This is a genomic window from Runella zeae DSM 19591 (assembly GCF_000423565.1).
GTDB classification, from domain to species: Bacteria; Bacteroidota; Bacteroidia; order Cytophagales; family Spirosomataceae; genus Runella; species Runella zeae.
This window is the reverse complement of record NZ_KE384040.1, coordinates 92,757-107,359: the sequence shown is the minus strand read 5'-3', so window position 1 is coordinate 107,359 and position 14,603 is coordinate 92,757. Positions and strand designations below refer to the sequence as shown.

Sequence of the window (14,603 nt, the reverse complement as noted above, 5' to 3'; positions counted from 1 at the left end):
GATTAAAAAGCATTAACACCGTTGACGGTGGTATATTTGAAACTAAGGTGCTGATTGGGGTATACGTACTTGAAAGCACTTTGGCACATCATCGCTGCTTCGTGAAATCCCGTCAAAATCAATTTGAGTTTTCCGGGATAAGTATTGATATCACCAATAGCATAGATACGTTCGACGTTGGTAGAGTAATCGAAGGTATCAACCTCAATAGCCGATTTACTAATATTGAGTCCCCAATCTGCAATAGGCCCTAGCTTAGGGCTGAGTCCAAAAAGTGGAATAAAATAATCTGAACGAATCGCTCGCTGGGCCTTGTCTTTGCCTACTACGATTACCTCCTTCAAGTGGCCATTGCCCTGTAAACTCACTACGTTGGATTGCAAAATCAAGTTAATCTTGCCTTTTCCGGCCAATTCAAACACCTTTTCGGCCGAGTCGGGAGCACCTCTAAAAGTATCACTTCTATGAATAAGGGTCGTAGTCTTAGCTACCTCCGACAAGTAAGCTGTCCAGTCTAAGGCAGAGTCACCTCCCCCCGCCAACACAATATGTTTGTCTCTAAATAATTCAGGGTTTTTAACCATATACGCGACACCTTTCCCCTCAAAAGTCTCCAAGTCAGCGATTTCGGGCTTACGCGGCTCAAAACAACCTAGCCCCCCTGCAATCACCACTACTTTGGTATGTACCAAGGTGCCATCAGAAGTTTTGACAATCAGAGATTGATCTTCTTGACGCTCGATTGCCTCTACTCTTTCACCCAAAGTAAAACTGGGCTTAAAAGGAGCTATTTGAGCCATTAGGTTATCAATCAGTTCTTGTGCCTTGATAGTAGGATACCCTGGAATATCATAAATAGGTTTTTGGGGATAAATCTCAGAAAGCTGCCCTCCTACCTGTGGCAACGCGTCGATTAAGTGGCAACGCATCTTGAGAAGCCCCGCTTCAAAAACACTAAATAGCCCAACAGGACCAGCACCTATGATACAAATATCAGTTAAAATCATAACTATTAGTAATTTTCAATGAATAAGAAATTAAAGGTAGAAAGCCTGACAAAAGTGCTTATTTGTGACTTTCAATCATTTCATGGCAACAAATGTAGCCCAAGGGCATATCAAGCGCCAATCATAAAATCTTATCTATGATTACTTTTAGTTATGAAAAACAGAAACAAGAGGCATTATTTCTTTATTTTTCCGTCAAATACCGACATGATTTTGAAACCGTCTACTTCAATTGAATAGAGTTCTTTTTCATAAGGAAAAGGGCTAGGGGCATAACGGTATTCTGTAATAAAATAGTCACACTCCAATTCCGAAGCCTTCTTTTGCTTTCTTTCTTCGGGAGTGATATGCTCACAGTGAATTCTTTTCTTAGCGCTTTCACTCAGCATCATCTGATTGAGATAGCCAGGCTTTAAGTTAGCAATGACCTCAAGATGAGGTCGATTGTCGTGCGCGGCGATATATTCCAACGCTTGCCGGTACGACAGTCCCCAATAATCTCTCTCAAAATGAGAAGCAATCGGCTTAGGAGCTAAGGTATTAAAATAGACATTTTGATAGGGATGGTTTTGGTACATCCACCAACCAATATATAGAATATAAAAAGAAGTGACTACTATCAGAGAAGTTTTTAGCCATCTCGATAGGGAGATTTCATCAGTAAGATAAACGAGCCCTCTCATCGCTACCAACATAAAAGCACCATAGGCAAAGTACAACTGCCGCCAACCGTCGTAGAGTACCGAATGCAGAAGTGCTACTGCCACAAAAGGGCCTACACTTAGCCCTAAAAAAGTAATAGCTTCCCGATGAAGCCCTATGTTGCGAATGTCTTTTAGGGTATTTTGAATGATACGAAAACCGCCCACCACCCAGAGTAATAAATAAACAATCGGGGTAGTGATTAGTACATATACCATGGCATAATAACGGGGCAGTTGGGGCGCAGGAGTGCTTTTTCCCAAAAATAACACAGGAAAAGTAAAGCGAAATTTGCTCATATTTTGCAAGACTTGTCCAAAATGAGCGATGGGGTTTTCCCATAAATAAGGCCACAATGCCACCGTAAAAACCACTACGAGTCCTAGCTGAATCGCTCCTAGGCGCAAGATTGGGCGACGTAAAGAAGGAATTTGTACCCCGTCTATGACCAGCCAACCCATAGCAACTACTGGCAAAATCAGCCCAGTGGGGCGCATGTTGATAGAGACCGCCGTAAAAAACGCCAACCAAACCCCATCCCAGAACCGACGATACCGCACAAACTCTATCAGAAAATAAGTAGCAATCATAAAGAAAGCCAAACACACTACATCTTTTCCATTGTAGAATGATTCGGCAAAAATACGCGGTGTCAGTATCAAAAAAGTAGTACCAACAAGCGCAACGTAGGTATTTTTGAGCCAGCGATAAGCCGTCAAGAAGAAGAAAAAAACACCCACAAAAAAGACCAAAAAAGTACAAAAATGCCTAAAATAGAAAAGAGCTTGGCTTTTATTGTCAGTATTGAGGCGAAGAGCTTTTTCGGCCAAGAGCAGTGGCAACTCAAACACTACCCCATAATCTTTGTCGCGGTATTGGTGTAGCTTAGGAATGTTGTTTGAAGCATCGGCTTTTATTCCTGCCAATTCGGTAAGGTACTGCGCCGATACGACAGCATTGCCACGATTGACAAGCTCATCAAACGAAATACCATAGTCTCGAAAAGACAACAGCCCTACTAAAAAATAACCTAGAAAAAATACGACAACCGCCCATTTGTCAACCCTTTTGGGAATACTCATCAGTTAGTATCAAGAATTAGAGTTTGGCACGAATTTGAGCGGCGATTTCGGCAAGTTCCCCTTGGCTCATTTTGAGTTTATTGTTGAAGTTCATGTCGGCCATGCTATTGAGTGGAATCAAATGCACATGCACATGCGGCACTTCCAATCCCACCACCGCTACGCCGATACGCTTACAAGGAATTGCTTTTTCGACGGCTGCCGCCACTTGTTTCGAAAACTTCATCAGTCCTTCGTATAGCTCATCCTCCAGATCAAAAATATAATCAACCTCTTTTTTTGTAATGACCAAGGTATGTCCAGGCGCACAAGGGAAAACATCTAAAAACGCTAGGAATTCGTCGGTTTCGGCAATTTTGTGAGAAGGGATTTCACCATCGACGATACGGCTGAATATAGAAGGCATAAGAATTAGTAAAAGAATGTTAGCAATGAAATTAGTGGTGGCAATTTACGAACTTTCCTCAGTCAGCCAAAGTAAGTGCCTCAACAAAACCCACTTCCCGCAAATTTGTATAAATCTAAGTTTGGTTTTCCGATGCAAAACCTCTAATTTTGCGCTCTGATTTTCAGAATGGTACCATAATTTGTGCGTATATGCCTAATTCTGAGGCAAAACCGCCCGCCTTATCACCACAATTTAAGCAATTTAGACTTAACAGATTCAATAACAATCACAAAAACCATGGCACGTGATTTAAAATTCACAAGAAACATTGGGATTGCTGCTCACATTGATGCTGGTAAAACCACCACAACGGAGCGGATTCTTTATTACGCAGGGGTAAGCCACAAAATCGGAGAAGTGCACGATGGTGCAGCAACGATGGACTGGATGGCGCAAGAGCAAGAACGCGGTATCACTATTACATCTGCCGCTACAACAGTAGATTGGAAATGGAGAGATAACAAGTACCATATCAACATCATTGATACTCCAGGTCACGTTGACTTTACGGTAGAAGTAAACCGTTCACTCCGCGTATTAGATGGTCTTGTGTTTTTGTTTAGTGCAGTAGACGGGGTGGAGCCTCAATCTGAAACTAACTGGCGTTTGGCCAACAACTATAACGTAGCTCGTTTAGGATTCGTCAACAAAATGGACCGCTCTGGTGCTGACTTCTTGAACGTATGCAAGCAAGTTAAAGAAATGCTCGGTAGCTATGCTGTACCTTTGCAATTGCCTATTGGTGCAGAAGACCAATTCAAAGGGGTGGTTGACTTGATCAACAACCGTGGTATGATTTGGAACGAGCATGACAAAGGCATGACTTACGAAATCGTACCTATCCCTGACGATATGAAGGAAGAAGCAGCCGAATGGCGCGAAAAACTCCTCGAAGCAGTGGCAGAATACGACGAGTCGTTGATGGAAAAATACTTCGAAGATCCAGATTCAATCACCGAAGACGAAATCTTGACTGCCTTGCGTGCCGCTACGATCGATATGAAAATCGTACCAATGCTTTGTGGTTCTTCTTTCAAAAACAAAGGTGTACAAACCATGCTTGACTACGTGATGGCGCTATTGCCTTCACCAGTCGACAAAGAAAGCATCAAAGGAACCAACCCTAATACAGGAGAAGAAATCGCTCGTAAACCAAGCGTAGATGAGCCTTTCTCTGCTCTAGCGTTCAAAATCGCTACTGACCCTTACGTAGGTCGTTTGTGTTTTATTCGTGCTTATTCTGGCGTACTAGAAGCAGGTTCTTATATTTTGAACAACCGTTCAGAAAACAAAGAGCGGATTTCGCGTATCTTCCAAATGCACGCCAATAAGCAAAATGCCATTGAGCGTTTGGAAGCGGGAGACATCGGAGCGGTAGTAGGTTTTAAAGATATTAAAACCGGTGATACCCTTTCTGATGAGAAAAACCCAATCATTCTTGAATCAATGGTATTCCCTGATCCAGTAATCGGGTACGCGATTGAACCTAAGAAAACTGCTGACCAAGACAACTTCTCTAAGGCAATCGGTAAACTTATCGAAGAAGATCCTACCCTCCAAGTAGAATCTAACGAAGAGACAGGTCAGACTATCATCAAAGGAATGGGTGAGCTTCACTTAGAAATCATCATCGACCGTATGCGTCGTGAGTTCAAAGTGGAAGTAAACCAAGGTGCGCCACAAGTAGCTTACAAAGAAGCTATTACCAAAAACGTTGAGCACCGTGAAGTTTATAAGAAACAAACGGGTGGTCGTGGTAAATTTGCCGATATCGTATTTGAACTCGGGCCACGTGACGATCACGAACAAGGTCAAGAGCCTAAAAAAGGTCTTCAGTTTGTAAATGAAGTAGTAGGTGGTGCTATTCCTCGCGAATTTATCCAACCTGTACAAAAAGGCTTCGAAGCAGCGATGTCCAACGGGCCTTTGGCAGGATACCAATTGGAAAGCATGAAAGTGCGTTTGTTCCACGGTTCTTACCACGATGTTGACTCCGATTCACTTTCTTTCGAATTGGCCGCGAAATTGGGCTTCAAAGAAGCTGCTCGTCAAGCCGGTCCGAAATTGTTGGAGCCTATCATGGCGGTTGAAGTTTTAACCCCTGAAGAGTACACCGGTCCTATCACAGGTGACCTAAACCGTCGTCGTGGTATCATGAAAGGTATGGACTCACGCGCGGGTGCCCAAGTTATCAAAGCTGATGTACCTTTGTCGGAGTTGTTTGGTTATGTAACCGACCTTCGTACGATGTCGTCAGGTCGTGCTACTGCCAACTTGACTTTCTCTCACTACGAATTCTTGCCAAACAACTTGGCCGAAGCCGTAATTGCAAAGTCAAAAGGTTAGTCCCTGATAAACCGTCCCTTTTGGGATTAAAATAAATAGCTTCTCTTTGGGAGAGGAGCTATTTCCCTTCGGAGTAAATGGCTCTTTCGACGGGAAAAATAATACAATTAGAGCCAGCAAAAATTACAATGAACCAAAAAATTCGTATCAAATTGAAGTCATTTGACCACAACTTGGTGGACAAATCGGCTGACCGCATCGTGAAGGCGGTGAAATCAACAGGTGCTGTCGTAAGCGGCCCTATTCCATTGCCTACTGAGAAGCAAATCTACACGGTGTTGCGTTCACCCCACGTGAACAAAAAATCGCGTGAGCAATTCCAACTTTGCACCTACAAGCGTCTGATTGATATTCATTCGTCAAGCGCCAAAACCGTAGATGCTTTGATGAAACTTGAATTGCCTAGTGGTGTTGATGTCGAAATTAAAGTTTAATGACTAAGGTTTCCAATTCAAAAAGCCGGCTCTGCAAAGAGTCGGCTTTTGTTGTTTTTGGAGGAAATTACTTCTCAGCTACCGTAGTTCTCTTTTAATTTTCTCATTAATAGCCTTACTCCCTGCCGTGTATCGTCATTGAACGCATTGGTAAAAATGATGTAAGCTATGTTGTTTATCCTGTCAATGTGAACTAGGGTGTAATACGTTCCTACCGTCCCTGAGTGGGTGGAAAGCTCTTTGTTGTTTTCGTAGATATTGTACCAACCCATCGAATAGTTGGGAATGCCTTTGTGAAGAAAACGGTACGTTTCAGCTTTCAAATAATTGTTGCGCCCCGCAAGACCTTCTAAATTTAACTGTATAAACCTGATGTAATCCCGCAGGTTGAGGTTGATGTCTCCAGCAGGTTCGGTAAAATCTAAATGAAAATCGGCCGTTGAGGGGACAGGCGTCAGCCTCCCATTTTCAGTGCGGTGCCCCCACGTATCTTTATGCTTTTGATTTTCGGGCCAAGACAACTGTACGTTTATTTTTAGGTCTTTATTAAATACTTTCTCAACCAATTGTTCCCAGCTCATGTTTGTTGCTCTTTCCACCATCAAGGTGGCTAACGTATAGCCTGCATTGGAATAGACGAAGGGGGTCGTTTCGTCCAATTTTACCGCTTCCACCGTCAGCACAAATCGTCCAAACTGTTTTCTTTTTTCTTGATTTGTCCCTTTAAAATCAGGAATTTCAGGGTCATTTTCTCCCTGAAAAGGCTGGATACCAGCTTTGTGAGACAATAAGTCTTGCAGCGTCATGGATAGATACTCGGGCTTGCTTCCCTTCCGCCATTCGGGAAAAACGTCAAAAAACTTACTCGTCCATTTTAAACGCCCTTTTTCTACATAGCTCGCAATGATGAAGGCAGTCATTGCTTTGGTATTAGAACCAATATGAAACCTATCATTGAGGGTAGCCGTGTCGGGAAGCTCGGTGGAATGTTTGCCTAGGGCTGCGATTTCTAACGTGGTTTTACTAGTGACAACCGCATAACTAATTTCGGGAATATGATATACTTTTCGTAAGGAGTCGGCAAACGAAACTGTTTTTTGTCCGATACAAAAAAGCGAACAAAATAAAAGTGAGGTAGTGAAGAAGAATTTCATTTTGAAGAATGAAAAAAGAGGGTGTATTTATTGTTTATTCTTAAACAACTTACTTCCAAACATTCGGGTATCGAACAAGCTGCTAGTGTAGTCGAGTAATTTTTGGTTGCCGTATTGACCGTGGCCGGGCACAACCACCTTCACATGAGGATAGGCGTTTTTGATTTTTTCCACCGTATTTGACCAATCTGCAACGTTGGCATCTCCCAAATATCCTTTGCTCGCTTTGTTTTCCTTGATTAAACACCCTCCAAATAATACGTCTTCGCTCGGAAAATACCCCACCACATTGTCTTTGGTGTGGCCTTCTCCAAAAAACTTCGCCACTACTTTTTCGGCGCCTACTTTTAAGACCAGCGAATCTTGAAAGCTATTTTTGGGGAGTACGTAGTTATTCACTTTCGCGAGTTCAATCGTCCTCACGTAGGCATACGAAGGAATTTGATGTTCGTCAAACGCTTTTAGCCCCCCTGCGCTATCGTCGTGGAAATGAGTAGGAATCACGGCTTTGATTTGGCATCTTAGTCCCTCGTTTACCCATTTTATCAACTCTTGTGAGGTTTTATCGTTGGTGGGAGTATCAAAAATGATGACTTCGTCCGCATTGCGGACAATCAGGCCATTGCAAGGAACATTGCCAAAATCATTGGTTTGTTTGAAGGAAGTGTGCTCAAAGGTATTTTCGGTTATTTGGGTGATAACCAAGCTGCTGGATTTATACACTTCTTTGGGCTTAAATCTTTTTCCTTTTTGAGCCATACACATCGAGGCAGGCAGAAGGAAACTTAACAGTAGAAGTGCTTTGAAGGCGGTTTTCATGGCGTATTGGATTGTTTGTACTATAACTCTTAGACGTTGATTTGATTGTGTTTTTGTCAAAAAAAACGCACCAATTAAGCCCTAACTTGCATGTTTCATTTTGAGCGTTATGTCACCAATATTGTAGCAGTAAACGGAAGCAGGGATAAACGATAAACAAAGCTCATCTATCATTTTTACCCCTGTTTGGTCAATCGAAGTTACCAACGCTTTTTTGAAGAAATTGGCTTTACAAAACTGAATCAAGCTTTTTAGTTCTTGGGGGCGTTCAAAATAACGATTACTCCATTTTATTTCGACTCCCCACACAGGTTTGTATTTTTTGTCATCGACCAACACTAAGTCCACCTCACCCTCCGTCTTACCTTCTCTCCAATGAGCGTAAGTCAAGTCAAGCTTCTCACGGTGCATCCACTGCGCTAATACGGCGGTCTCCACCATATTGCCCATTTCTTGGTCAGTTTCAGAAATAGGTGAAAATAGCGCCGTTCTCAACGAAGGATTGGTTAAATAGACCTTAAAACTTGTCACTCTTTGTAGTCGTTTTGCATTGACATCCACCTTGTTGAGCACTTTGGCAAGAAAGGCCGCTTCAAGGTATTCCAAGTATTTTTTAAGTGTATCTTTCTGTATGCCACTTTCTTTACTCATCCTTTCGTACGAAAATTCATTCCCCGTGTTATAGGCAATGTAAGTAAAAAAACGGTTTAGTTCTTGTACATCTTTGATACCGTACAGACTTGGTAAGTCTCGCAACAGTACTTTATCTACAATGTCGTTTTTCACGTACCTTCCCATATCACTTTGTATTTTTTCGGACAAAACTACTTCAGGGTAGCCTCCAAAATTCAAATAATGGACAAACTCTCTATTGAGCACCTTTATATCATGTGTAAGGCAATAAGGCACTTGATTTTCACCATACACAACATGGCCATCATACATAAGATGGTTCATTTTTTTTAGATGAATATACTCTTGAAAAGTGAGGGGTGGCAGCATAAAATCGGTAAATCGGCCTGCTCCACTCTCGGTACTGTGCCATTTTAGGGCAGCTGCTGCCGACCCTGATACAATAAATTTGGTCGCGGGAAACGAATCAACCAATACTTTCAAATGGCGTTCCCAATCTTTGAGGTATTGGATTTCGTCAAAGAAAACATAGCAGCCGTCCAGGTTGCTTAGGTGAAGCGATTTTTTACAAAGGTCTAAAATATCTTCTAGGCTTATATGTAGGTAAATAGGGTTGTCTATGCCTACGAAGAAGATTTTTTGTGGATTCACTTCCTCACTCAGTAGTTGCTGTATGCTATGAAATAACATAACAGTTTTCCCTACCCGCCTCGGTCCCATAAGTACCAAAGCTCTACGTACATTTTTTTCGACTACATACGGGTAAAAAAGAGTAAAGTATAGCCGTTTTGCCATGGAACTGTACACTTCTGGTATTCTTTTGTTGATCCACCAAGGGTTTTCGTATCGTAGCCGCTCTACTATTTTTTCGGTAGGAATAAGGCTATAATTCTGCATATTTTTTCTTATTTCAACAAAAATAACACAAATAAGCAGAACCCAAACTACTTATTTTTTCTTTTTGTTAAAAACAGCCTCATTATTCCCTATTTTTCTATCTAATGCACCATGATCAAAATAGGTCATAACACAAAACGAGCATGACTCCGAAGACCCATGCTCGTTTGTAAGGTATGACCCTAGCTGTTTACTTAAACCCAAATAAAAACGGGAATAAGAAAGTAACAATGAGGGTCCAGAGGCTGTAAATAGGCAAATAAATCGCAATTGTTTTGCCCACGTCGACGAGGGTAGCTTTCTGAGTGAGTACTTTCGAAAGTTGTATCATGACGAGTAGCAAATTCACTAAAATAAGTAAGTTTCCGCCCAATACCGCCGTTCGGTTAGGAGTAATTCCCCATTCTGAGATTCGGAACAAAATGGCTGATAAAGCTACCCCGTTGACCACAATAGTGAGCATAGCCAACAGAAACAATACCCACACTTGAGCGCGATTATGGAACGTTTTGGAGGTTTCGGCAACCGAAAAGAAAATGAGCGCCATCACCCCAATCAGCAGTGCATTAAATACCATCAAAAACTCGCGGTTGTTGTAGGGGTCTTTGCCCGAATAAACAATAGCACCGAGGTATACTGTCAGCATCACCAGTACCAACGGACTGAAAATTTTGGCAATGACAGGCGATACTTTACCTACCAGTTGTGGGTTGGTTTGGGTGAGGTAGGTACCTACCAACGGCGCTGCTGCAAGACCAAAAACACCGATATTTTCAAAATAAAATTTACCGATGTCGAGATTTATCAACGAAAAAAGGCCGACGGTAATCGCACTTAAAATTCCTCCCGAAATAACAATCAGCGTGGTCATGACGACCAAATCCCCGTTGTATTTGAGGTATCCCAATCGTTTTTCGGAGTTGTTGGAACTGCCCACAAAAGCAAATCCAAGAATAGACCACAAAAGCAACACAAGGTGAATGCAGGATAGCGTCAGGGTATCGCTTGTGGGGTTGTTAGGGAGGCTGTTAATAAAGATAGCTCCTATTAAGAATACCCCCGCAAGCATTGCTACTGTCTTTGTCGAAACCTTATTTTTCCAGGCAAAATAGGCCGTTAGGAGCGGAAAAATGATAAAGCCAATGTTGCGAGTGTAGAAAAACTCTTCGTTAAGCTGGGTAAAGGCGGGAATTTTGGCAATGACGCCCGCCACCAACGAAGCTCCTACCACCAAGGCTAGATCTTGGCCAGTGCCCCATTGAATATCGTCGCTATCATAATTCAAACGCTCATGCCAAACGTCGGCGGCCGTATTCCCTTTGAGTTCGGGATAAACGGAACTAAAGGCTCGTTTGAAAACCGCTTTGTTGGAACGGTACAGCTTTTCGAGTTGCGAAGGCTCGTTGATATGAGCCGTGATTAGGTCTTTCATGAGGGTAACGGCTCCAGATTTAGTTCCACAAAGTACCATCCAATCCCAATACAATGCCAAGCCACAAAGAAATGACATAACCAATCACACTTATTACAAGCGCGCCAACATATTTCCACCCGTGCTTTGGTGCCACCAAACTCACCAAATAAGTACAAGCACCGCCCAATGCTCCCACAAAAGGAGTCAACAAAAGTGGACGCAGCATCCACCAGCTTCCCCATTCAGGTCTAGGGTTTTTGACGCCAAAGACAAAAAGCGAAATAACGACCAAGGCAATAGCTGCCCCAATCAATGCGCGTTTAAGAAAAGATGCAGGTTCAAACGGCTGGATGAAAAACGTGTTGGTAGGTGCCATGATAAGTGAGTTTTGATTGGTTTAAAAAATGAGGGTGACTAATACTACAAAAGTACTTTGTATTGCAAAGTAAATACTCTTATAAAGTATAATCCAAACAAAACCTCAAAATTATTTTTGAAGGCTTTGCATATTCAGACTTTCCAAGTTTTGTACTCGCACTTATCAAAAACTTGGAAAGCCTCATTCAGAAGGATTTGCATTTTCAGAATTTCCAAGTTTTGTACTCGCACTTATCAAAAAATTGGAAAGTCTCATTCAGAAGGATTTACATTTTTAGACTTTCCAAGTTTTGTACTCGCACTTATCAAAAACTTGGAAAGCCTCATTCAGAAGGATTTGCATTTTCAGAATTTCCAAGTTTTGTACTCGCACTTATCAAAAACTTGGAAAGTCTGTCCTAGCGTTAGAGGTTTTTCTTTGGTTTTTGGAACAAATAGCTCTCCTCTTTTGGCAAAAAGCGCTCAAGCCAAGGAGCCTCAGCGAGGGTAAAACTTTTAGCATGGGTTTTGAGGGAATCAAACGAGGTAGTATGTTGGCGAATGAGAATTTCGCGACTAGCCAAAGGCTCGCCCAAATGACTATCGCTGAAATTGTAAGAGGTACAAATGCAACTCAGCGTATCTGCATGCATCCAATCCCGGTTTTCGCCCCAAATTCCACAATTAAAATGCCGATAGCCTACAGGATTTTTGTAACCACTACCGTTTTGATAAACATTCACAAAAAAATGAAGCTGCGGGGAAGTCCCTCCAATAAACTCAGTCCATCCGTCAAACTCTAGGGCTTTCCAGTAGCGTTTTAGCGCTAAAAAACCGTTTTTGTCCACCGAAATTTGCCACGCGATGCGATTAAAAGTATAGCCGTCGTTTTTACCACGGGCTTCGTAGTTACGATTATAACTGTACCAATTGCCGAGCATGCCTTTGGCCAGCGTCGAAGTATCGGCTATAGAGCGGATTACTTTCCCGCCCGTATCTTCCTGTCTCCAAAACAAAGCCGCTCCCAGCGCCCCCATGAGTCCTATTAAAATGATAAGGGCTGCTATTTTTCCTCGTTTTTGCTTTTGATAAAGAATACGATTTTCCCTTAAAAGCTTTTGTAAATCGGTATTAAGGGTCAAAAGTTCATTTTCTAAATGAGAAGTCTCCGGCGCCGATTTCCCAAGGTTTGTTCGGATAGAATTTCCATCAAAACCATGACTTTGGCGATAGTCGTCGAGAGTCGCATAGCCAAGGGTTCGGACAAGCGCCAACATAAAATGATCGGTAGTACCAATGTACGTCTTGGCTGATTTGAGAAGGTCATCGTGACGGTCACGGAAGGTACTTCCACCGAATTTATAGGTTTCGGGGCCAATGCCTTTTTCGTGAAGCTCAAGGCTTTTTTGATAAGTAGCATGTCCCACAAAGATAGGCAATTGCCTTTTTTGTTGTTTTTCGTAATTGCTGTTTTTAGACCAACTGGCATTGCCCAACACCTGATTCATTGAATGAGGGGGCGTCCGAAAATCGGTGTAAGGAAGCCCTAATTCTTCTCGAAAATAGAGTTCCAGAATTTGATTCCACAGTTTCTCAAACAACGGGCGAGCTACTTCAATATTCATGTTTTTTTTACTTCTGTTAAAACCAAATCTTGACAAGACAATAGGCTGTTGACTAGCAACTGCAAGTTATCTTTTTTTTAGAAAAATAGAATGTAACCTCTCTGTAACCACCTCTCACTTAGCAATCAGCCAGTTGTTATCCTTGACTTTAAGGCTCAAAAATCTCCAATTTTCGATAAATAAATTAACAGACCAAAAGGGACTTCTTAAGTTTAAATCCATAAAAAACTTAGAAAGTCTAACTCAATTTACAAATAACAAAACCAGACAACCTTAATCTTTATCAAAATGGAATTTCAACTTTCAAACCCTGCGCTTTGGGAAAAAATAAGCAATTTTCAATTAGACGACTCGCCAGAAGCTGCTGTTCAGTTTTCGGACAAGCTCGCCAAAGAGGAAAAATGGGAGGGCGATTTTGCCAAACGTGCCATCGCCGAATACAAAAAGTTTTTATACCTCTGTCTCACCATGCCCCAAGGTGCCTCGCCTTCGGATACAATCGATAAAGTTTGGCATTTGCACTTGACCTATACGGTGAGCTACTGGCAAAAACTCTGCGGCGAAATACTCCAAAAACCTCTTCACCACTACCCCAATAAAGGAGGGAATGAAGAAAACCTCCGCCATCAACAATGGTACGCCGATACGTTGGTATCCTACGTCAAAGAATTTCAAGAGATTCCCCCCGCCGACTATTGGCCCTTGCCTTCTGGACTAGATTTAGAAATTTATCTTTCGCCTAATTCGCTCTTTCGCAAACCTACTTGGCAAATTCCTTCTCTGTGGCAAAAAAAGCCGTATTGGCCTATTGGGGCTCTGGCGCTGAGTATTTTGTCGCTATTTATGTTTTCATTGTCTGGCCCCTACTTTTTGTTAGCATATATGCTTTTGATAGCTTGGGCATGTTGGGGAGCTTATCTTAAGGTTAATTTTAGGAAAACAATTTTACAAACGGCTACCCAACAGCTCCACCCCTATCACTTTGCAGCGGTGTTTAAAGATACCGAAACTTTGTTTTTAACGCTTGTCACGGATTTTGCCGAAAAGGGCTGGCTCCAATACCAAACGGGCGATAAGTTTGTTTGTGATAAACGTATTCACCAGCCGATGATGTATTCGCTACAAGCCTACGACCAAAACGACATCTCTGTCAGTCTTCTTCGTGATAGTTTGTTTTCTTTTGCAAAAACCATTTCCAAAGCCACCCTTTCTCTCAAACAAACACTTACACAAGGTGTATGGGTCAACATTTTTCAGTGGATGGTCTTATTAATCGGTATCGGTAGGGTTTTTCAAGGAATTTTGAATGCCCGTCCAGTTATTTTCTTATTGCTGTTGCTTGTATTATATGTGCTGGTTTGGGTAATCTTAAGTCAGCCATCAGTGATTGATAAAGATACCCAAAATTCGTATCAAACTTCGGAATGGAGCTACCACATCAGTACCGCCGCTCTGACATTGATGCTCTTCAATACCACTTATACATTTGCCGATGGCCCCACACTCCCGCACTTATTTCACAAACCCCATGCTTCGGGCGATGGTGCAGAATGGTGGGGGGCAAGTTTTACTTCTAATGCTGCTAGTGATTCGGGAGCCGCTAGCTGTGGAAGTGGAGGATGTAGCTCGGGAGGATGTGGTGGCTGTGGGGGATGCGGTGGTAGCTAATGCTCCTATTCTATTTC

General features: G+C 42.3%; 12 protein-coding genes. 3 read left to right on the top strand and 9 right to left on the bottom strand.

Annotated features, from left to right (window positions below):
* Positions 1-2 precede the first annotated feature (2 nt).
* The 3 genes from G563_RS0126420 to G563_RS0126410 form a co-directional block, all read right to left on the bottom strand.
* Complete coding sequence (locus tag G563_RS0126420; RefSeq protein WP_028667982.1) at positions 3-1,007, bottom strand: NAD(P)/FAD-dependent oxidoreductase; 1,005 nt, start codon at positions 1,005-1,007, stop codon at positions 3-5.
* Positions 1,008-1,183: 176 nt separating this feature from the next.
* Positions 1,184-2,791 (bottom strand): ArnT family glycosyltransferase, encoded by a 1,608-nt coding sequence (locus G563_RS0126415; RefSeq protein ID WP_028667981.1) that lies wholly within the window; start codon positions 2,789-2,791, stop codon positions 1,184-1,186.
* A 16-nt stretch (positions 2,792-2,807) separates the two neighbouring features.
* A complete protein-coding gene (locus G563_RS0126410) occupies positions 2,808-3,197 on the bottom strand; it encodes an HIT family protein (RefSeq protein WP_028667980.1) in 390 nt (129 codons plus the stop codon).
* A gap of 279 nt (positions 3,198-3,476) precedes the next feature.
* On the opposite strand from G563_RS0126410, the gene fusA reads away from it, so the two are divergent.
* The gene (gene fusA / locus G563_RS0126405; protein ID WP_028667979.1) at positions 3,477-5,585 is read left to right on the top strand and encodes an elongation factor G; all 2,109 of its coding nucleotides are present in this window, start codon (positions 3,477-3,479) and stop codon (positions 5,583-5,585) included.
* Between the two features lie 128 nt (positions 5,586-5,713).
* A complete protein-coding gene (gene rpsJ / locus G563_RS0126400) occupies positions 5,714-6,019 on the top strand; it encodes a 30S ribosomal protein S10 (protein WP_028522456.1) in 306 nt (101 codons plus the stop codon).
* A gap of 74 nt (positions 6,020-6,093) precedes the next feature.
* Here rpsJ and G563_RS0126395 read toward each other — a convergent pair whose 3' ends face one another.
* The 6 genes from G563_RS0126395 to G563_RS0126370 all read right to left on the bottom strand — a co-directional run bounded on the left by G563_RS0126395 (position 6,094) and on the right by G563_RS0126370 (position 12,918).
* Positions 6,094-7,173 carry a serine hydrolase domain-containing protein gene (locus G563_RS0126395; protein WP_028667978.1) on the bottom strand — a complete coding sequence of 360 codons (1,080 nt, stop codon included), beginning with the start codon at positions 7,171-7,173 and terminating at the stop codon, positions 6,094-6,096.
* A gap of 27 nt (positions 7,174-7,200) precedes the next feature.
* The gene (gene bla / locus G563_RS0126390) at positions 7,201-7,992 is read right to left on the bottom strand and encodes a subclass B1 metallo-beta-lactamase (RefSeq protein ID WP_028667977.1); all 792 of its coding nucleotides are present in this window, start codon (positions 7,990-7,992) and stop codon (positions 7,201-7,203) included.
* Between the two features lie 81 nt (positions 7,993-8,073).
* Complete coding sequence (locus G563_RS0126385; RefSeq protein WP_028667976.1) at positions 8,074-9,522, bottom strand: ATP-binding protein; 1,449 nt, start codon at positions 9,520-9,522, stop codon at positions 8,074-8,076.
* A gap of 190 nt (positions 9,523-9,712) precedes the next feature.
* On the bottom strand, positions 9,713-11,032 hold the full coding sequence (locus G563_RS0126380) for a hypothetical protein (protein WP_310586569.1): 1,320 nt from the start codon (positions 11,030-11,032) through the stop codon (positions 9,713-9,715).
* Positions 10,974-11,312, bottom strand: a complete 339-nt coding sequence (locus G563_RS0126375) for a hypothetical protein (RefSeq protein ID WP_028667974.1) — start codon at positions 11,310-11,312, stop codon at positions 10,974-10,976. The genes G563_RS0126380 and G563_RS0126375 overlap by 59 nt, the downstream gene beginning before the upstream one ends.
* Positions 11,313-11,718: 406 nt before the next feature.
* Positions 11,719-12,918, bottom strand: a complete 1,200-nt coding sequence (locus G563_RS0126370; RefSeq protein WP_028667973.1) for a hypothetical protein — start codon at positions 12,916-12,918, stop codon at positions 11,719-11,721.
* 288 nt (positions 12,919-13,206) lie between these two features.
* On the opposite strand from G563_RS0126370, the gene G563_RS37280 reads away from it, so the two are divergent.
* Complete coding sequence (locus tag G563_RS37280) at positions 13,207-14,586, top strand: glycine-rich domain-containing protein (protein WP_028667972.1); 1,380 nt, start codon at positions 13,207-13,209, stop codon at positions 14,584-14,586.
* The last annotated feature ends 17 nt before the right edge of the window (positions 14,587-14,603 follow it).